Origin of the sequence: Polaribacter sp. 20A6, assembly GCF_011378915.1 — a bacterium.
Taxonomy (GTDB): Bacteria; Bacteroidota; Bacteroidia; order Flavobacteriales; family Flavobacteriaceae; genus Polaribacter; species Polaribacter sejongensis.
Genome location: NZ_WTPZ01000001.1, coordinates 70986 through 91970, shown reverse-complemented (window position 1 = coordinate 91970; position 20985 = coordinate 70986). Strand labels below are relative to the sequence as shown.

Here is a 20985-nt window from a genome sequence, read left to right as displayed (position 1 = left end):
CAACAAAAATACTTCTTTTATTAGAATAAACTAAATAGACGCTTCCTTTAACCAAACCATTGTTTACTCTAATGTACCATCAGAAACAACTTAAAAACTCTTAGCTTTATACGTCTTTTAACTATTAAAAAACAATGTTTTACCTCTTTACTCCGCTAAAAACAAGCCCTAACTTTGAAAAAAATCAACTTTATGAAACTAAAACTACTTTCTCTAACTTTTTTATTTATTTCTAGCACGGTTTTCTGCCAAATTGTAAATATCCCAGATACTGAATTTAAACAAGCACTTCTAAACTACTCACCAAGTATAGATACTAATAATGATAATGAAATACAGGTATCCGAAGCCGCTGCTGTTACTGAATTAATTATTTCTGGCTATCAAGGTTTTGAAATTATGGGATTTTTGGAAGGCAGTCTTTCAGATTTTACAGGAATAGAAGCTTTTGTTAATTTAACCTCTTTAACTTGTAGTAATAATGATTTAACGAGTTTAGACCTATCTGCATTATCTAATCTAACATATTTAGATTGTGCTTCAAATATTAATTATAATGATTTTAGTGGAATGGCCATAGGTATTTCAACACTTATACTTCCAAATTCTGGAACATTAACAACATTAAATACTTCTTACAATAACTTATCTACTTTAGATCTTTCTAATCAAACAGCATTAACATCTGTAATCACAAATAATAATGTATTAACAAATTTAAACATAACAAATACGCCTTTATTAGAAAGTTTAAAATGTGAATATAATCAGCTTACATCATTAAACACCTCATCTTCTTTAGCCTTAACAAACCTAGAATGTTTTCAAAATCAGATTACTAGCTTAGATGCTACAAACAACACCTCCCTTATCACCTTAAAAAGTTATAACAATAACTTAACTAGTTTAACACTACCTTCTTCTAATACATTAACTCATTTACATTCTTGGAGTAATAGTATTACTACTTTAAATGCTTCTATCGCCACAGGTCTAATAGATATCTCTGTATATTCTAATTCTTTAACTAATTTATCAGTACCTGCTAGTACTACTTTAACAAAACTTTCATGTAATCAAAATAACTTAACAACTTTAGATGCTTCCATGGCTACAGGCTTAGTTAATTTAAACGCCTCTAATAACGCATTAACAAGTTTAACTTTACCAGTATCATCGTCTTTAAAAACTTTAAACTGCAGCACTAATCAACTAACAACTTTAGATACCTCCGTATCAACTGAACTAACCTCTATAAATGCTGCCAATAATTTATTAACAAGTTTAACCTTACCTTCTACAGCTACTTTAGTAACATTAATATGTAGCAATAACCAATTAACAACGTTAGACACAAGTTTAAATACAGGGTTAATTACTATAATTTGTAGTGATAACGCTATCAATTCTTTAGACGTAAGCTTAAATACAAGCTTGTCTAACCTTTCATGTAGTAACAATAACTTAACAACGATAAATACATTATCTAACACTTCTTTGTCTACACTTGGTTGTAATGGAAATCAAATAACAAGTTTAGACACTACAACAAGTACAACATTAAATAACCTATATTGTACAGGTAACCTTTTAACAGATTTAGATTTATCAAGTTTTACAAATTTAAATGCTTTACACTGTAACTCTAATCCTAATTTAAGCAGCTTAAATCTTAAAAATGGAAATACATCTAGCATTTCTGGTAATAATTTAGTCGCAAATAACAATCCAAATTTATTCTCTATTTGCGTTGATGATGCCACCGTTGCAGCAGGAATCTATGCAAACATAGATTCGCAAACCAACTTTACAGAATATTGTTCTTTTGTGCCTGTAAATTCTAATACAATAACTGGTACAGTTTCTTTTGATTTTAATAATGATGGTTGCGATGCTGCAGATACAAAATCTGTAAATACTAGAATTAATAGTACAAGTACCAATGTTAGTGCGGCGGCTTTTAGCGCTGCAGATGGTACGTATACAATTTATATAAATGACACGAATGTAAATACTGCGTTAATACCAAACTTTCCTTCGTATTTTACAGCAACTCCAACTACTCAAACCACTAATTTTACGGGGTCGGGTAACACAGAAACTATCGATTTTTGTATTACAGCAAATACTCAAATAGACGATGTAGAAATATATTCTTTTACAACATCGGAATCTAGACCTGGTTTTGATACACAGTTAAGAATATTCTATAAAAATAATGGTTCTACAATTATTCCATCCGGAGCGGTTACTTTAAATTTTAATGAAAATCAAGAAACATTTAATAATGCGAGTACCACACCAGACACTCAAACAAGTAATTCTTTAACTTGGAATTATACAAACCTTCTTCCTTTTCAAGAAAGTTATATTGATGTTCATTTTACCATAAATACACCTACAGATCCTATAAATCCGGTAAATGGAGGAGATACAATTACCTACACCACTTCTATTACACCTTTAACAGGTGATGCAACACCTACAGATAACACCCATGTTTTTTCTGATATTATTGTAAATGCTTACGACCCCAATGATGTGGTTTGTTTTGAAGGTGATAAAATTAGTACCTTACAAGTACCTAATGATCTAACGTATAGAGTTCGTTTTCAGAATACGGGTACAGCATCAGCAATAAACATTGTAGTAAAAGACATTATTGATGCAGATTTAGACATGGCTACTTTTCAGCCAATTGCAGCTAGTCATTCTTACAGAACTGCTATTACCAACACAAATAAAGTAGAATTTATTTTTGAAAACATACAATTGGCAGATAGTACTAGTAATGAACCTGCCAGTCATGGTTGGTTATTTTATAAAATAAAACCTAAAAGCACCTCAGTTATTGGTGATACTTTTAATACGACTGCGAATATTTATTTCGACTATAATGCACCTGTAATAACAAATACTTACAACACTGCAGTTTCTTTAGAAACTACGATTCCTGATAACAATTTTGAAATGGCATTAATAAATGCAGGTTTAGATAAAGGAACTCCAGATAACAAAGTGTTTACAGACAATATAAATACTATATCTAATTTAGATGTTTCTAGTAAAAATATTTCAGACTTAACGGGTATAGACGATTTTACAGCCTTAACTAATTTAAATGTTAGCCATAATCAACTTACATATTTAGATGTAAGTGCGCACACTTTATTAACCTCTTTAGACATGCAGTCTAATGCACTACATTCTTTAAATGTAAAAAACGGTAACAATACTCTTTTTACACTCTTTAATGCGATTAACAATCCAAGTCTAACTTGTATAGAAGTTGATAACGCTACCTGGAGTGCAAACAATTGGACAAACATTGATACAACATCAAACTTTGTGAATAATCAGGCTGAATGTACTGCATTAAGTACTAATGCATATAATACACTAGAGTTTTCTTTATACCCAAACCCGACTAACGGAAAAATGAATATTACCACTTTAGAGAGGTCTGAATTATTCATTTACTCTATTACCGGAAAAGAAATTAAAAAAAGAGACATAAACATCGGTAAGAATATAATTTCTAATTTAAATTTATCAAAAGGGATTTACTTCTTTAAACTGGTTAGCAAAGAAAAATCATCTACTAAAAAAGTGATTGTAAATTAATCACTCTCTAAAACATCCTTGAAAAAGAGAAATTAGATTTTCAATATTAAAACTCCATATTCTTTAAAAAATCATATGGAGTTTTTCTTTCCTTTAATGAAAACCAACTTATCTTAAATAAGGTTATCATTTATACAAATAACACCTTGTAAAAGGCTTAAAAATAAATACTTTGATACATCTCTAGTCATGTAATCGAATTATTTACTAAAGTAATTGGTAGAAATACCAGATTAAAAAACTATAAAAATGTATCCAAAACTATTAGAATATCAAAACATTACTATTTATACGTATGCAATTTGTATTGTTTTTGGTACACTATTAGCCATTTTATATACAAAATGGCAAACTAAGAAAAGACTAAATCTCGTTTTACCAAACATCTTTTTTTATTTAATCTTTATTACTGGTTATATGGGTGGAAAATTATTTTTATTCTTTGAAAGACCTATTTATTACATACAAAACCCCAAAAATATTTTTAATATTTTTTCTGGTGGATTTGTTTTTTATGGTTCCTTTATCTGCATAATAATATTTACTTTTTGGTATTTAAAAAAACATAAAATAACAATTTTACCTTTAATGGACATTCTAGCTATTACCACAACCATTGTGCATGCAATTGGTAGAATGGGTTGTTTTTTTGCAGGTTGTTGTTATGGCAAACCAACAAATTCTATTTTCGGAATGAGTTTTCCAACCACAAATTCTGTAACCGTGCACCCTACCCAATTATACGAAGTCTTTTCTATTCTAATAATTATGGGTTTGCTTTTTATCATTAGAAAAAACAAGAAATTTGATGGACAAATATTTTTTTCTTACATCATACTATATGCAATTGCAAGGAGTCTTTTAGAACTTTTTAGAGGAGATTTAAGAGGTTTTGTTATTCAAGATTACCTATCACATTCTCAATTTATTGCATTTATTTTTATAAGCATAACGGCTTATTTATATCTCAAATTAAAATCAAAAACAATAACTATTTAAACAAAAATTATGAAAAAATTAATTGTAAACACATTTATACCCATAGCACTTTTAATAACTGCTATTTTTATTATTGGAGCGGGTTGTTCTGGAGTTCCTGATTTAAAAGAATATGTATGGCATAAAGATTCAGATGGTGACGGATATGGTTTGGCAGGTACTGCTGTAATGGAAGGAGAACAACCAGAAGGATATGTAGAAAATGATATTGATTGCGATGACACTAATGCTGATGTCTATCCTGGTGCTACAGAAATACCAGATAATGATATAGATGAAGATTGTAACGGGAAATTTGCTTACACTTTTTATTCAGATAAAGATGGAGATGGTTTTGGTAGTGAAACTCCGATTATTATTGAAATTGAAAACAATACCACTGCTCCAGATAATTATTCTTGGTTTGCTGGAGATTGTAATGATGATAATGCAGAAATACACCCAAAAGCTGTAGAAATAGAAAAAAATGGAATCGATGATAATTGCGACGGAATTATAGATATTGTTGAATATTATATAGATGAAGATGGTGATGGTTATGGCTCACAAAAAGCTACTCCAGCAGAAGGGGTTACCAATAATTTAGATTGTGATGATACTGATGAAAAAATTCATCCTTATACCAGAGAATTTTTAGATGATAAAATAGATAGTAATTGTGATGGTAGCGATAATACATAAGCTTTATTAAAAGACAAACATCTCTTAAAGCTTGTTTGTAAAGATAAATGGTTAACTAAAAAAGTTATTGTAAATTAGTAATCCACAACCACATTTGAAAAAGAGAAATTAGAATTACCAATGTTAAAACTCCATATCACTTTATTTATAATTATGTTATGGAGTTTTTCCTATTCTCAACAATACACAAATATTACGGTAAAGGATGGATTACCTAGCAATCATATTTATAAAATTGTACAAGATGCTTATGGTTTTATTTGGTTTGCTACAGACAAAGGATTAGTAAAATACAATGGTAACACCTTAAAAACTTTTACGACAAAAAATAGTTTGTCTACCAATGATATTTGGGGAATTCATCCAACACCAGATGGTAATTTATGGTATTTATCTAAAACATCTAAATTAGGTTATATAAAAAACGATAGTGTTTATGCTTTTGAAAGTGAGGTTAAAAATGAAATATTCACTCCCAATTATACGAGTCAAATAGGCAACCAAATTATACTTACAAGTAATTCTAGAGCACATGAATTAATTAATGATAAATGGAAATTAGTCTCAGAAAAGACTTCCTTAAAAAAGGGAACACCAGTTTATCTTAAACACCCAACTATTACTTCTTACGAGACAAGTACTAATTTAGACACTATAAAATTAACCTACAAAAACGGAAATATAAAAAAGGTACCCAATCTTAAAAAGATTCTAACCACTGTCCATTATAGAGGTCAAATAACAGATAGTTTGTTTTATTGGACAGCAGATAAATATTATTCAATATTAAACTTAAATACGTTAAAACTGTATAAACGCAATTTTAAAGATGAAGTAGGTATCAGTAAATCTCAACACACCAGAATACAGCTCATAAACAATCAAATTCAAATTACAGGAAGAGGCTTTGTAGGTATTTTAGATGAGAACTATCACATTACAAAAACAGTTTTAATTCCTAAAAAATTAGATGCACATTTTGCAATGATTGATAAAAAAGAAACGGTTTGGATTGCTACTTTTTTACATGGTGTTTACAAATTGACTAAAGCTAAAAGAAGTATTAAATATGCTTATGAACACGAAAACATTCTTAAAACCAACAAGATAAACGATACTATAATTGCAAATATTTACAACAAAGGTTTTTTTAAATATCAACCTGACAAAAAAGATTTTATACCGTTTATTAACCAAAATAATTACATTTTTAGTTCTAATTATATAGATTCCTTAAAAACAGCTTTCTATATTTCGGAGAATAAAATTATACGTAAAAAAAATACTAAAGACTCCGAGGAGTTTAATTTTACAGAATACCCTTTTTATACAAATCAAACTGCTAGAGACTTAACTTATTATAACAATTATTTGTATGGTGATTTTACTGCAGGAATTAATAAAATTGATACAAACAACCTGAAAATACTTAAAGTTTATAACCAACGAGGAATTACCAATTTAATGGTTTTTAAGGATCGATTATTGGTGGCTACTACAAACGGCTTAAAGCAAATTAAAAATGAAGCACTAAGTGAAGTTACTTTTAATAAACAAATATTTTCTAAACCGATTCTAAGCATTACAAAAATATCTAAAACCCATGTATTGTTAAATACAGATGGATTTGGATCATTTATTACCGATTTAAATAAGATAGAACAATTACCAAAATCAGAATTTTTAATTGTTAATAATGCTTTTGTAGAAAACAAAGATATTTGGTTGGCCAGCAACTCTGGTCTTTTTAAATATGTATTAAAGGATGAGAATTATACTTTAGAAAAAAAATTAACAGTCGCCAACGGTATTCCTTCGCAACAAGTTAATGATATATATATTTATAACAATGACCTTATTCTAAGCACAAATAATGGTATTGCTATTTTACCCAAAAAACAAGAAATCACCAACCAGTTACTAGATATTTATATCGATAAATTAACGTACAACAACCAAACAGTAACTAAAAATAACAATACTTTTAAATACTTAGAAAACAACAATATTAGTATTGCAATTTCTAGAATAGATTTTACTGAAAACAACACCAACTTTAGCTATAATTACAAATTAGAACCACTACTAAGTGATTGGAAAGCTACTGAAACAACCAATATTAATTTTAATGACTTACAGCCCAATACTTATATATTTAAAGTTGAATCACAAAATATTAAAAAGAAAATTGAATTTACAATTACTCCTTTATGGCATCAAACATTTTGGTTTAAAGCCATCGTACTTTTAACTTTAACAAGTTTGTTTTTTAGAGCTGTTTGGTATTTAAGTAAACGAAGCCAACAGCAAAAAAGTAAAAAGCTTTTTCAAGAAAAACAACTTTCTGAGATTCAATTAAAAGCACTTCGCTCGCAAATGAATCCACATTTTGTATTCAACTCTTTGGCCGCCATTCAATATTTTATTAATGAAAATAATTTTGAAGCTTCAGAAAAATATTTAGTAAAATTTTCTAAACTAATTAGACGTTTTTTCGAACTGTCTAAAGAAACGACCATCACATTAACCGAAGAAATAAAACTGCTTACCAATTATTTAGAAATAGAAAAACTACGCTTTAGAGAAAAACTAGAATACCAAATTAATATTGATGATGCTATTGATATTAAAAACACGAAAATACCAACAATGCTGTTACAACCCATTGTAGAAAATGCTGTAAACCATGGAATTTTCAATAAATTTGATACAGGTACAGTGACCATCAACTTCAAAAAAGTAGATACTTTAACTTATAAAGTTTTAATTATAGATGATGGTGTTGGGTTTATAAACACAAAGTCCAAAAGTAAAAAAATAAAGTCTTCTAACGTTTTACAACAACGTTTAACCTATTTAAACACTTTAGAAGAATGGGAGATTTTGTATTTTACAGAAGAATTACATCCTAAAAACGATGAAAAAGGAAACATATCTACTTTTATAATTAAAAGCAAATAACATGAATACAATCTCTGCTATTATTGTTGATGATGAAATTTCTAACCTAAAAGGATTGGAGAAAAAGATGGCTAATTTGTTTCCAGACATAAGCATCATTGGTACTTACCAAAAACCAGAAGAAGCAATTACCAACATCACAAAACAACAACCTGATATTTTATTTTTGGATGTAGAAATGCCCCGAATTGATGGTTTTGAATTGTTATCAAAATTAAGAGAAATCAATTTTCAAGTAATTTTTGTTACTGCTTTTAGCGAATATGCTATAGAAGCCTTTAAAAAATGTGCTATTGGTTATATCTTAAAACCAATAGATGATGATGATTTAATAAAAGCTGTTCATAAAGCAAAAGAAAGTATCACTTTAAAACACGAGAACGAAAAAAATGCAAACCTTTTACAGTTTATTGCAGAAACAAATTCTAACTCAAACAAGTTAATTATACCAACTATTAAAGGTGTTTCTTTTATTCCGCAAAAAGAAGTAATACATATAGAAGGTTTTGATGGTTATACCAAGATTCATCTTATAGACAACACAGAAATCGTAAGCTCTTATAATATAGGGAAATATGAAAAGATGATGAATAATTTCTTCTATAAATGCCATAAATCTCACATTATAAACCTAGAAAAAGTGCGTCATTTCGAGAATGAAGGATATATTGTATTAGAGAACAAAAAAAGAGTGCCAGTTTCTAAAACCAAACGAAAAGAATTTATAGATTTGTGTTCGCAATAAAATCGATTTTTTTTGAACAATAACATATCATCCAAGACATTACAAGATTTAGAATTTTCTACAGTTTTACAGCATGTTGCAGAACATTGTATTTCTGGTTTGGGTAAAGAACAAGTTACTGAAATTGAACCTATCATTAATAAAAAAGCACTTTTTAAAGAGTTGTATTTGGTAAACGAATACGTTTCTTCTTTTGAGAGTGAAAATAGAGTTCCCAATCATAGTTTCGATAATATTACAGAAAATGTAAAACGTTTGGCTATAGAAAATAGCTTTGTAGAAACCGATGCTTTTCTAAAAATTGCCACTACTTCTTTAACTGTAAACGAATTGATTAAGTTTTTTAAGAAATTTAATGTGCAGTTCCCAACTTTTTTCGAACTTTCTCAACAAATTGAATTCACCACTTTTATAGATGATGAAATCAAAAAAATAATAGATATTTCTGGTGAAGTAAAAAATAATGCTTCAGACGCTTTAAGACAAATAAGAAAAGACATTAATAATGTACGTGGAAAAATTGGTGCAAGTTTTTCTAGCGCATTATCTAGAGCAATTTCTGCAGGTCATTTAGATGATATCAAAGAAACTGTTGTAGACAATCAGCGTGTTTTAGCAGTTTCTGCAATGCATAGAAAAAAGGTTGCTGGTAGTTTATTAGGTTCTTCAAAATCTGGTAACATCGTTTATATTGCGCCACAAGCAACACTTGCGTACTCTAGAGAATATCAAAATTTAATTTATGATGAAAAGCAAGAAATTGTAAAGATTTTACGAGCACTATCAGCTACTGTTCGTCCGTATGTTTATTTATTAGAAGAATATCTTTCGTTTTTAATTCATATTGATGTTGTTGGAGCAAAGGCTAAATATGCACAAGAAATGAATGCTGTTTTGCCTAAAATATCTAGAGAAAAAAAGATATTTTTTAAGAATGCATATCATCCCATTTTATGGAGAAAAAATAAACAACAAGATTTACCTACCATTTCTCAAAGTATAGAACTAAATGAAAAACAACAAATTATTGTTATTTCGGGTCCTAATGCTGGTGGAAAAAGTATCACTTTAAAAACCATTGGTTTATTACAAATAATGCTGCAAAGTGGTATTTTAATTCCTGTTGATGAACGCAGTCAGACGTATATTTTTGATACTTTTTTAACAGATATCGGAGACAATCAATCTATAGAAAACCAACTAAGTACGTATAGTTATCGTTTAAAAAACATGCGTAACTTTTTACGTAAATGTGGACCTAATACCTTATTTCTAATTGATGAATTTGGTACAGGATCAGATCCTGAACTAGGTGGAGCTTTAGCAGAGATTTTCTTAGAAGAATTTTATTATAAAAAAGCATTCGGAATTATAACCACCCACTACTCTAACTTAAAAGTCTTAGCAAACGAATTAGAGAATGTTACCAACGCAAACATGCAGTTTGATGAACGTACATTAGAACCGCTATATAGATTATTTATTGGACAAGCAGGTAGTTCTTTTACGTTTGAAGTTGCTCAGAAAAACGGAATTCCGTTTAGTATTATCAACAAAGCAAAAAAACGTGTAGAGACCGAAAAAGTTCGTTTAGATAAAACCATTTCTAAACTTCAAAAAGAACGAAACAGATTACAAAAGCATTCTGATAATTTAGAAAATCAACATTCTAAAGGACAAGAACACTTAGATAATTTACAAGAAAAAGAACAAAAAATACAAGATAAATTGTCTGGTTTTCAAGAACTGTATGATCAAAATCAGAAAATGCTTTCTTTAGGGAGAAAAACAAACGAACTACTTAACAAGTATTTTCAAACTAATAATAAAAAGGAATTAAATACCAATTTTAATAAATGGGTTGCAGATTTAAAGGTAAAACAAGTCATGAAAAAACCTTTGGCTCCTAAAACCAAAGCACAGAAACAAAAAGCTAAAGTTGCCGAAAAACAGCAACAAGAAATTATTAAAAAAGTAGAAAAAGAAGTTTTACAAAAAGTTGTTGAGGTTAGAAAGGAAAAGAAAATTGAAGCTGCCAAAATAGCGAAAGAAAAATCTGAATACATTTATCAAATTAATGATAGTGTAAAAGTTATTGGCTCTAATTCTGTAGGAACTATTGATATGTTAGACAAGAAAAAAGTAACTATTAACTATGGTTTCTTCACTACAAAAACAACTACAGATAAATTAGAGTTAGTAAAAAGAGCTAAAAAAACAAAATAATAACATCCATTTTAATATTAAAAAAGGTTCGCAAATTGCGAACCTTTTTTAAATATATAAACTAGGAATTAGATTCTAAATATTTTTAGCTAACCAGTCTCCTACTTCTTGTGTTCCGTAAGATTTTCCTCCGTCTGCTAAATCTTCTGTTACAAAACCTGCTTCTAAAGCTTTATTAACAGCCGCTCTAATTGCTTTTCCTTCTTCTTGTAAACCAAAGTTTTCAAACATCATTGCTGCAGATAAAACAGTAGCCATTGGGTTTGCAATATTTAATCCTGTTGCTTGTGGGTAAGAACCGTGTATTGGCTCAAACAAAGCATTTTCAGTTCCCACAGATGCACTTGGCATTAATCCCATAGAACCAGAAATCACAGAAGCTTCATCAGTTAAAATGTCTCCGAATAAGTTTTCAGTAATTAATACATCATAACTATTTGGCCATTGTACCAAACGCATTGCAACAGCATCTACAAATTCATAAGAAACCTCAACTTCTGGATAATCTTTTTCCATTGCTTGTACCGTTTCTCTCCATAAACGAGATGTTTCTAAAACATTTGCTTTATCTACACAACATAATTTCTTACCACGTGTCATTGCTAATTCAAAACCTTTTACAGCTAATCTTTGAACCTCAGCTCTTGTATAAACACAATTATCAAAAGCAGTTTCTCCCTCGTCTCTTCTACCTTTTTCACCAAAGTAAATACCTCCAGTTAATTCACGTAAAAAAACCAAATCAGTACCTTCTATTCTTTCTCTTTTTAAAGGAGATTTGTCTAATAAAGATGGAAAGGTAAACGTTGGTCTTACATTTGCAAATAAGCCTAATTTTTTACGCATTTTTAATAAACCTTGCTCTGGACGAACCGTTGCAGAAGGATCATTATCATACTTAGGATGCCCAATTGCACCAAATAAAACAGCATCTGAAGCCACACAAATATCATGTGTTGCATCAGGATAAGGTTCACCAACTGCATCAATTGCAGCAGCACCTGTTAAAGCTGGATTCCAAGTAATTTCGTGGTTAAATTTCTTTGCAATTGCATCAGATACTTTTACTGCTTGGTCAATTACTTCAGGTCCTATTCCGTCTCCTGCTAATAATGCGATATTTAATTTCATGTGTTTAATTTTTATTGAATGATTAAAAGATTGAATAATTCAATCTTTTAATTTTAAATTTTAAATTTTTAAATAATATTAAGCATTTTCTCGGTAGCTTTAATTGCAGATACTGTTTGATCTGAATCTAAACCACGAGTAATAAATTCTTTTTCTTCGTTTTTCCAAGTGATAATTGTTTCACACAATGCATCAGAATGACTTCCCGGAGGAATTCTTACTGCATAATCAATCAGCTTTGGTAAATCTCTTTTACTATGTATTTTATACAACTTTTTTAATGCATTCATAAAGGCATCAAATTGCCCATCTCCTTGTGCATGTGCTTCATATTGTACGCCTTCTACTCTTAATTGTAAAGTAGTAGATGGTTTCATTCCTTTGGCATGTCCTAAAACATAATTTTCTACAACAACACGCTTTTCAATAGCATTACTGTCTAAAACATCAGAAATAATATAAGGCAAATCTTCTTGAGAAACGACTTCTTTTTTGTCGCCCAATTCAATAATTCTTTGGGTAACTTTCCTTAGCTCTTCATCATTTAAACTCAGACCTAAATCTTGTAAGTTTTTCTGAATATTTGCTTTACCAGATGTTTTTCCTAATGCATATTTACGTTTTCTACCAAAACGCTCTGGCATTAAATCATTAAAATACAAGTTATTTTTATTATCTCCATCTGCATGAATCCCTGCAGTTTGTGTAAAAACATTTGCACCTACAACAGGTTTATTTACAGGAATACGAAAACCAGAAAAAGTTTCAACAAGCTTACTTACTTTATTTAATGCTTTTTCATTTACTGTAATTTCTACATCCTTTAAAAAATCATTAATTACAGCAATAACACTTGCCATTGGTGCATTTCCTGCACGTTCTCCCATCCCATTTATGGTTAAATGCAAACCATTTGCACCCGCTTTTATAGCTTCCATAACATTGGCTACTCCTAAATCATAATCATTATGACCATGAAAATCGAAATGTGTTGTTGGGTATTTTTCTCGAACTTCAGCAATGAATTTAAAAGTTTCATCGTGTGTTAAAATTCCTAAAGTATCTGGTAATAAAACACGTTCTATATTTAGAGCCGTTAAGAAATCTAAATATTCAAAAACGTATTCTTTAGAATTACGCATTCCGTTAGACCAATCTTCTAAATAAACATTAGTTTTAATGTTATGCGTAGCAGCCGACTCAATATTTGCTTTGATATCTGCAAAATGTTGTGCTGGCGTTTTTTTAAGTTGATGTGTTAAGTGGTTTAAAGATCCTTTGGTTAATAGATTCTGAACTTTCGCTCCAGCATCTAGCATCCAATCGATAGATTTTCCTCCATCAACAAAAGTTAATACTTCTATTTTGTCTAAAAAATTATTTTCAGTAGCCCAAGAAGTTATTTTTTTAACAGCTTCTAGCTCCCCTTCAGAAACTCTTGCAGACGCTATTTCTAAACGATCTACTTTTAACTCTTCTAAAAGTAATTTAGCGATTGTTAATTTTTCGGAAACTGAAAACGACACTCCTGATGTTTGTTCTCCATCACGTAGTGTCGTATCCATTATTTCAATCTTTCTTCTAGCCATATTCAACCTAAAAAAGTATTCTTAAAATGGTCTTGTTTCAGCGAATGCAGAAATTTCGTTTTCGATGTTTTTTAAGTAATCAATATCATCAAAGCCGTTTAACATATTGTCTTTTTTGTAAGTATTAATTACAAAAGATTCAGACTCACCAGTTGCAACTAAAGTTACTGTTTGGTTAGGTAAATCTACTTTAATTTCTGTTTTAGGATCTGCCATAATTGCAGCAAATAATGTATCTGCAAATGCTGCAGAAACTTGTACAGGTAAAACCCCTACGTTTAAACAGTTATTTTTAAAGATATCTGCAAATGCAGATGAAATTACGCAACGTAAACCAAAATCGTACACAGACCAAGCTGCGTGCTCTCTAGAAGAACCAGAACCAAAATTTCTACCTCCTACTAATATTTTAGAACCTGCATAAATTTCTTTGTTTAAAGGAAAATCTGCTTTTGGTGTTCCGTCTTGTTCAAATCTCCAATCACGGAAAAAATTGATATCAAAATCTTTACGCTCAGTTGCTTTTAAGAAACGAGCAGGAATTATTTGATCTGTATCTACATTCTCTGTAGGTAAAGGATATGCTGTACTTGTTAGTACGTCAAATTTATCGTAAGCCATGTTTTCTGTGTTAAGCGTTAGCGTTTAAAATTGTTCTTGGATCCGTTACTACTCCGCTAACTGCAGATGCAGCTGCTACCAATGGAGAAGCTAATAAGGTTCTAGATCCTGGTCCTTGTCTTCCTTCGAAGTTTCTGTTTGATGTTGAAACTGATAATTTTCCTGAAGGAACTTTATCATCATTCATAGCCAAACAAGCCGAACAACCTGGTTCTCTTAAAACAAAACCTGCATCTGTAATTATTTTATCTAATCCTTCTGCTTTTATTTGATCTACCACTTTATGTGATCCTGGTACTAACCAAGCAGTTACATTAGGTGCTTTTTGTCTTCCTTTTACAATAGAACAGAATCCTCTAAAGTCTTCTATACGTCCGTTTGTACAAGAACCTAAAAACACAAAGTCAATTTCTTTACCAATCATAGAATCACCTTCGTTAAAAGACATATATCCTAATGATTTTCTGTAAGTTTCTACTCCACCTTCTAAACTTTCTGCAGTAGGAATTGATTTCGTTACGCCCATTCCCATTCCTGGGTTTGTTCCGTATGTAATCATTGGCTCAATATCTGCTGCATCATAATTAAATTCAACATCAAACTCTGCTCCTTCTTCTGTATATAAAGTTTCCCAATATTTCATTGCGGTGTCCCAATCTGCTCCTTTAGGAGTTTGAGCACGACCTTTTAAATATTCGAACGTTTTTGCATCTGGCGCAATCATACCTCCACGTGCTCCCATCTCTATAGATAAGTTACACACAGTCATACGACCTTCCATAGACATATCTTCAAAAACATCTCCTGCATATTCAACAAAATAACCTGTTGCACCAGAAGTAGTTTGCTTAGAAATAATATATAAAGCAACATCTTTAGGAGTTACACCTAAACCTAATTTACCGTTTACGTTAATACGCATCGATTTAGGTTTTGGTTGCATAATACATTGTGTAGACAATACCATTTCTACCTCAGAAGTACCAATACCAAAGGCAATAGCACCAAAAGCACCATGCGTAGATGTATGAGAATCTCCACAAACAATAGTTGCTCCAGGTAATGTAATTCCGTTTTCCGGACCTACAACGTGTACAATTCCGTTATTAAGATCTCCTAATCCCCAGTGAGAAATACCATGCTTTTTTGCATTTCTTTCTAAAGCATCTAACTGATTTGCAGATAAAGGGTCTTCTACAGGTAAATGTTGATTTATTGTTGGTGTGTTGTGATCTGCTGTTGCGAATGTACGCTCAGGATAAACAACACTGTTTCCTCTACTTTCTAAACCTAAGAAAGCTACGGGACTTGTAACTTCGTGGATAAAATGACGATCTATAAAAAACACATCTGGTCCGTCTTTAACTTGACGAACAACGTGTGAATCCCATACTTTGTCAAATAATGTATTTGCCATTTGTTTGTTCTTTAATTATTTAAATGATAATCAGCTACCAAAAATAACATTTTATTGTGTTTTATAAATATTTAAACGTTTAAACATACTATACCCAACGGTTACACATTTTAATAAAACACTATATAACAAGTCATTACATTATTAAAAAATACGATGTCTATTTATTTTGTAGGGTTATAATTTATTTTAATTCTAATGTTTTTTTCTTTAATAAAAAATTAATAAATCAATACAAACCTTCCAAAAAAATCAATTAAATATCATTTTGACAAGACTAACGAAGAAATTATGAAAGATCTAATAATAAGATTCTCAATCTCTTGAAAAAAATTATTTCAAAATGACACATCATCTAAAATTAAAATATGTTTTTATAATACATTAAACCTTACACAGAAAGTTAGGTCTTATACAAAAACTTATTTATGAGATCCTATTTTCTTTTAATTGCGCTTTGTTTAAGTATCAATTTCCCTTTATTCTCTCAACAAAACACCAACCAGTTAACTGCAACTATTATAGGTTCTGGCTCACCTAAATTTAATACAGAACGTGCTGGACCTTCAGTATTAATTTCTTATAATAACATTAATATTTTGGTTGATATGGGTAACGGAACCCAAGCAAATTTAAATAAGAATAATACCAAAGTAAGAAGTCTAGACGGCTTGTTATTTACACATCATCATTTAGACCACAATGAAGAGTTTACGCCTATTTTTATTCAATCGCTTTTGGGCGGAAATAAAGTAACCATTTCAGGACCTGCTCCTACCACCACCATGGTACATAATATTTTAGATACTTATGAGGAAGATATTAATTATCGACTTTCTAAATCTGGTAGGAATTTAAAAAATGCCATTAAAAATAGCACATATACCGATTTAAAAGGGAATGACTCTTTTACTATTGGAGACATAAAAATTACCACCACTCCGGTAAATCACACCATTACTACGCTCGCATATCGTTTTGAAGCTGGCAACCAATCTATTGTAATTTCTGGAGATTTAACCTATTCTAAATCCTTATCTGTCTTGGCAAAAAATGCCGATTATTTAATTATGGATTCTGGTGGAGCTATTGAATTAGGCAAAAAAGCTAGACCTAACGGCAATCGAAACACTAGAAAAAACACCCAAAAAGCACATGTTAATTTGGCTGAAAGTTCTTTAATGGCAAAAGAAGCGAATGTTAAAAACGTAGTGTTAACTCATTTTAATTTTACAGATATTGACCAAGCAGCTACCACCGCAGAAATGCGAAAAAACTATAAAGGGAATGTGCTTTTTGCAAAAGATTTAATGAAAATTCCAGTAGATAAAAATATTGTAATTAAAAATAAAACAACGCAACAACTTTCTTACCAAATTGTAGACACTAATGTAAAAAACTTTTATTCTGATGTAGAAAGTATTTCTAAACCATCAGAAAACGAAGCATTTTACGGTCAGGATGCTAATTATTTAGGCAATACTCCTTCTTACAAAGACAATAACAACCAAACCATAACAGACAATGTTACTGAATTGATATGGCAAAAAGACATGGGAGAAAAAATGACTTTTGAGGAAGCTTTTTCTAAAGCCGAAAATACTACTTTAGGTGGTTATTCAGATTGGAGAATCCCTACGATTAAAGAACTGTATTCTCTTATTTTATTCTCCGGACAAGTAAAAGGTGAAAAAGCTATTAAAATGTTTATTGATACCGAATATTTTAATCAACCTTTAGGTGATGTAAATGCTAATGAACGTGAAATTGATGCTCAAACATGGAGTGCAACCGAATATGTTGGTAAAACCATGAATGCGGATGCTACTGTTTTTGGTGTAAATTTTGTTGATGGTAGAATTAAAGGATATCCTAAAAATAATCCTAGAACTAAAAATGAGAATAAAATGTATTTTAGAATGGTACGTGGAAATACAGACTACGGAGAAAATAATTTTATTGATAACAATGATGGAACTATTAGTGATTTAGCAACAGGATTAATGTGGCAAAAAACAGATGACGGAATAGGCAAAGACTGGAAATCGTCTCTTTCTTATGCTGAAAATTTAGAATTGGCTTCTCATTCAGATTGGCGTTTGCCAAATGCAAAAGAACTACAAAGTATTGTTGATTATTCGCGTTCTATACAAACAACCAATTCACCAGCAATTAATCCTCTTTTTGAAACTACAAAAATTACTGATCCGAATGGATATAAACAATATCCTTATTTTTGGACGAGCACTTCTCATTTAGACGGTAGAAATCCGTTTGCAAGTGCTGTTTATATTGCTTTTGGAGAAGCACAAGGAAAAATGAGAAATCGTTTAATGGATGTTCATGGTGCTGGAGCGCAAAGAAGTGATCCTAAAAGTGGTGTGAAAGAAAATTATCCAGAATATTTTGGTCCACAAGGGGATGTAAGATATGTCTATAATTACGTGAGAACTGTTAGAGACATAACACCAACCACAAAATTAAATACAGAAACATCAACAATACAAACACAAAAAGCAACAACTAAAACGGAACAAAAACCAGCTAAAAATAATAACAACAACAATACACCTCCTTCTTTTTCTGAATTATTAGAAAAAATGGATACCAATAAAGATAAAAAACTAAGCAAATCTGAAGTAAAAGGAAGGTTGAAAGAAAATTTTGATCAAAGAGATACAAACAGCGATGGTTTTATTACTGAAGAGGAAATGAAAAGAAGAGGAAATAGATAAAAAGCTACTTGATTGCTACTTTAAGAAAAGTTAGCAAGCAGTTCTAGCCCTGATTGAAACGACATCCTTTTTTATTTTTCATAAAAAAGATATAGTGGAAAGCAGGAAATAGCTTCCTAAAAAATTTATCATCCGTATAAAAAAAAATCAAGATAATTTCACATCTACTTTACAAAGCGATTACTTTGTTTCTAAAAAATGCTAGATACCATTTTATAATAATTTTAAAATTTTCTCTATATTTTCTTTGTGTGCCAAATCGGACCCTTCACTTAAGGTTGCAGATACACCACAGGCAACACCCCAACGCAACATATTTTTAGGAGTTTCGTTTTGTGTGATTGCATAAATTAAACCTGCCACCATACTGTCTCCTGCTCCAATAGTACTATTTACAGAAATTACGGGTGCGGCAACACGTTCTATTCCGTTTTTATGCGCCATAAACGCACCATCTTTCCCTAAAGAAACCACTACATATTGTGCTGTTTTATTTGTAACGAGTTGCATTGCAAAAGCTTCTTGTGCTGCTTTATTTAAAGATTCTTTACCAGCTAATCTGGCCAATTCCTTTTGATTCGGTTTTATTAAAAACAATTCGTTTTTTAAAACTTCGTTAAAAACAGGTCCGGAGGTATCTACAATTACTTTTATGCCTTTAGCTGTTAAATTCTGAATGATTTTAGAGTAATAATCTGTCGGCAATCCTTTTGGTAAACTTCCACTAATAACAAAAATATCATTTGTATCTACATGTTCATTTATTAACGCTTCTAAAGGCGCTAATTCATCTTCAGAAAACGGATTTGTAGGCATTCCAAATCTATATTGTAATTTTGTTTCTGTATTAAAGACCGCAAAATTCTCTCTGGTTAAATTAGAAATTGGCATACTAATTACTTGTACATTTTGTTCTTGTAACAACTCTACCAAATGCTCTCCTGTTTTACCTCCGTAAGGAAACAAACAATGACTTTCTACGGCCAACCTATGTAAAACTCTAGAAATATTAACACCGCCTCCTCCCGGATGATAGGTAATATTATAACACTCTAATTTATCAAAAGGTGTCATTTCATCTATTTTAGCACTTTTATCTAACGCAGGATTTATGGTAAGTGTAACTACTTTCATTATTCGTTTTTTGGTTATAGTAAAGATAGTATTCTTTTCTTTTTTCTATTGATGAAAAAATAAACAAAAAATCTAAACTTATTCTATAAGATTGAATATAAAATAATTAAAATGCTTTATCATTCACAATGATGGTTCATCTTGCATTATTAATTATAAAGCTACGAGATTCCTCAATCGTTTAAAAAAACTTATATCCGAATGGACATGCTGACCATACTTATTTCAATTCTTGTATATTGCATTCACAAATAAATATTATGAAAATAAACTTATTGTCTTGTGATGCACAAAGACCAGATAAAAGAGCCATTGCTAGATGTATTGTAGAAATTTCGATGAACATTTCTGAATCTTTATCTAATGAACTTACAGAAATTCTTATAGAAGGTGACGTTGTAGATATTGAGATGGAAGATAAAAATACTGGTTCTTCTTTAAGAGCACTAAGAAAATTAAGTATTGACTACGAAATCATAGAATAAAAAACACATGAAAAAAATTGCCTTATTATCTATTTGTCTCTTTTTTATGACTTCTTACGCGCAACAAAAAAAAATGTGGGCCAAGTCATTTTTAAATAAAAAAGCACCAGAATTAGTGGTTAGCAAATGGTTAACGGATAAACCTGAAACGGATGGTAAATTTGTTTTAATCGATTTTTGGGCAACTTGGTGTGGGCCTTGTGTAAAAGGTATTCCAGAAATGAATGCTTTTTATAAAGAGTTTGCTAAAGACATGGTAGTTATAGGTATCAGTAACGAATCTATGGCCAAAATTAAACGTTTTAATAAAGCTAAAATTGAATATTATAGCGCTATTGATAGAAGAGCAAGACTTAATAGAGCCTTAGAAATTAAAGGAATTCCGCATTGTATCATTATTAATCCTAATGGGATTGTTGTTTGGGAAGGTTGGCCACAACTAAAAGGTTTTGAGTTGACTTCGGAAGTTATACAAGGGCTTATTGATGCTTATAAAGCTTAAAAAAGCAAAATAGCTTAACCCTGATTGAAGCAATTTTTTGAACTCTTTTTTATGATGTTTCTGAATAAAAAAAGGGAGAGTCTTTCCACTACGCTCAAGATAAACTCATAACAAGAAATAGCTTCAAATAAGAAC

Annotated in this window: 14 protein-coding genes; 9 read left to right on the top strand and 5 right to left on the bottom strand. The window is 30.5% G+C overall.

The genetic code is table 11. From position 1 onward, the window contains the following. Positions 1 to 192 precede the first annotated feature (192 nt). From GQS57_RS00345 to GQS57_RS00320, 6 genes are all read left to right on the top strand, one after another. Positions 193 to 3624, top strand: a complete 3432-nt coding sequence (locus GQS57_RS00345) for a T9SS type A sorting domain-containing protein (protein WP_165730123.1) — start codon at positions 193 to 195, stop codon at positions 3622 to 3624. A 249-nt stretch (positions 3625 to 3873) separates the two neighbouring features. Next, entirely contained in the window at positions 3874 to 4623 is a 750-nt protein-coding gene (locus GQS57_RS00340; RefSeq protein WP_165730121.1) for a prolipoprotein diacylglyceryl transferase, read from the top strand. Between the two features lie 9 nt (positions 4624 to 4632). Continuing rightward, complete coding sequence (locus GQS57_RS00335; protein ID WP_165730119.1) at positions 4633 to 5304, top strand: putative metal-binding motif-containing protein; 672 nt, start codon at positions 4633 to 4635, stop codon at positions 5302 to 5304. A gap of 153 nt (positions 5305 to 5457) precedes the next feature. Next, positions 5458 to 8265 carry a histidine kinase gene (locus GQS57_RS00330; protein WP_165730117.1) on the top strand — a complete coding sequence of 936 codons (2808 nt, stop codon included), beginning with the start codon at positions 5458 to 5460 and terminating at the stop codon, positions 8263 to 8265. A gap of 1 nt (position 8266) precedes the next feature. Next, the gene (locus GQS57_RS00325; protein ID WP_165730115.1) at positions 8267 to 9010 is read left to right on the top strand and encodes a LytTR family DNA-binding domain-containing protein; all 744 of its coding nucleotides are present in this window, start codon (positions 8267 to 8269) and stop codon (positions 9008 to 9010) included. Positions 9011 to 9022: 12 nt separating this feature from the next. After that, entirely contained in the window at positions 9023 to 11236 is a 2214-nt protein-coding gene (locus tag GQS57_RS00320) for a DNA mismatch repair protein MutS (RefSeq protein WP_165730114.1), read from the top strand. Positions 11237 to 11311: 75 nt separating this feature from the next. On the opposite strand, the gene leuB is transcribed toward GQS57_RS00320, so the two are convergent. From leuB to leuC, 4 genes are all read right to left on the bottom strand, one after another. After that, positions 11312 to 12367, bottom strand: coding sequence for a 3-isopropylmalate dehydrogenase (leuB, locus tag GQS57_RS00315; RefSeq protein WP_165730112.1), 1056 nt, complete (start codon positions 12365 to 12367; stop codon positions 11312 to 11314). A gap of 68 nt (positions 12368 to 12435) precedes the next feature. After that, positions 12436 to 13956: an alpha-isopropylmalate synthase regulatory domain-containing protein gene (locus tag GQS57_RS00310; protein ID WP_165730110.1), complete on the bottom strand. Its 1521-nt coding sequence runs from the start codon at positions 13954 to 13956 to the stop codon at positions 12436 to 12438. Between the two features lie 21 nt (positions 13957 to 13977). Next, positions 13978 to 14577, bottom strand: coding sequence for a 3-isopropylmalate dehydratase small subunit (leuD, locus tag GQS57_RS00305; RefSeq protein ID WP_165730108.1), 600 nt, complete (start codon positions 14575 to 14577; stop codon positions 13978 to 13980). A gap of 10 nt (positions 14578 to 14587) precedes the next feature. After that, on the bottom strand, positions 14588 to 15994 hold the full coding sequence (leuC, locus tag GQS57_RS00300; protein WP_165730107.1) for a 3-isopropylmalate dehydratase large subunit: 1407 nt from the start codon (positions 15992 to 15994) through the stop codon (positions 14588 to 14590). 428 nt (positions 15995 to 16422) lie between these two features. On the opposite strand from leuC, the gene GQS57_RS18820 reads away from it, so the two are divergent. Beyond that, complete coding sequence (locus GQS57_RS18820) at positions 16423 to 18729, top strand: DUF1566 domain-containing protein (protein WP_205860162.1); 2307 nt, start codon at positions 16423 to 16425, stop codon at positions 18727 to 18729. 213 nt (positions 18730 to 18942) lie between these two features. On the opposite strand, the gene GQS57_RS00290 is transcribed toward GQS57_RS18820, so the two are convergent. Then, positions 18943 to 19863 (bottom strand): 1-phosphofructokinase family hexose kinase, encoded by a 921-nt coding sequence (locus GQS57_RS00290; RefSeq protein WP_165730105.1) that lies wholly within the window; start codon positions 19861 to 19863, stop codon positions 18943 to 18945. A gap of 260 nt (positions 19864 to 20123) precedes the next feature. On the opposite strand from GQS57_RS00290, the gene GQS57_RS00285 reads away from it, so the two are divergent. Together GQS57_RS00285 and GQS57_RS00280 are read left to right on the top strand one after the other, a co-directional pair. Then, entirely contained in the window at positions 20124 to 20348 is a 225-nt protein-coding gene (locus GQS57_RS00285; protein WP_165730103.1) for a hypothetical protein, read from the top strand. Positions 20349 to 20355: 7 nt separating this feature from the next. After that, positions 20356 to 20850 carry a TlpA disulfide reductase family protein gene (locus tag GQS57_RS00280; protein ID WP_165730101.1) on the top strand — a complete coding sequence of 165 codons (495 nt, stop codon included), beginning with the start codon at positions 20356 to 20358 and terminating at the stop codon, positions 20848 to 20850. The last annotated feature ends 135 nt before the right edge of the window (positions 20851 to 20985 follow it).

What these genes read in the sequence shown, in the direction of transcription:
- GQS57_RS00280 (WP_165730101.1), top strand. Translation starts at nt 20,356, where the DNA reads ATGAAAAAAATTGCCTTATTATCTATTTGTCTCTTTTTTATGACTTCT.
- GQS57_RS00290 (WP_165730105.1), bottom strand. Translation starts at nt 19,863, where the DNA reads ATGAAAGTAGTTACACTTACCATAAATCCTGCGTTAGATAAAAGTGCT.
- GQS57_RS00345 (WP_165730123.1), top strand. Translation starts at nt 193, where the DNA reads ATGAAACTAAAACTACTTTCTCTAACTTTTTTATTTATTTCTAGCACG.
- GQS57_RS18820 (WP_205860162.1), top strand. Translation starts at nt 16,423, where the DNA reads ATGAGATCCTATTTTCTTTTAATTGCGCTTTGTTTAAGTATCAATTTC.
- leuD (WP_165730108.1), bottom strand. Translation starts at nt 14,577, where the DNA reads ATGGCTTACGATAAATTTGACGTACTAACAAGTACAGCATATCCTTTA.
- GQS57_RS00325 (WP_165730115.1), top strand. Translation starts at nt 8,267, where the DNA reads ATGAATACAATCTCTGCTATTATTGTTGATGATGAAATTTCTAACCTA.
- GQS57_RS00285 (WP_165730103.1), top strand. Translation starts at nt 20,124, where the DNA reads ATGAAAATAAACTTATTGTCTTGTGATGCACAAAGACCAGATAAAAGA.
- GQS57_RS00335 (WP_165730119.1), top strand. Translation starts at nt 4,633, where the DNA reads ATGAAAAAATTAATTGTAAACACATTTATACCCATAGCACTTTTAATA.
- leuB (WP_165730112.1), bottom strand. Translation starts at nt 12,367, where the DNA reads ATGAAATTAAATATCGCATTATTAGCAGGAGACGGAATAGGACCTGAA.
- GQS57_RS00340 (WP_165730121.1), top strand. Translation starts at nt 3,874, where the DNA reads ATGTATCCAAAACTATTAGAATATCAAAACATTACTATTTATACGTAT.
- GQS57_RS00330 (WP_165730117.1), top strand. Translation starts at nt 5,458, where the DNA reads ATGTTATGGAGTTTTTCCTATTCTCAACAATACACAAATATTACGGTA.
- GQS57_RS00310 (WP_165730110.1), bottom strand. Translation starts at nt 13,956, where the DNA reads ATGGCTAGAAGAAAGATTGAAATAATGGATACGACACTACGTGATGGA.
- leuC (WP_165730107.1), bottom strand. Translation starts at nt 15,994, where the DNA reads ATGGCAAATACATTATTTGACAAAGTATGGGATTCACACGTTGTTCGT.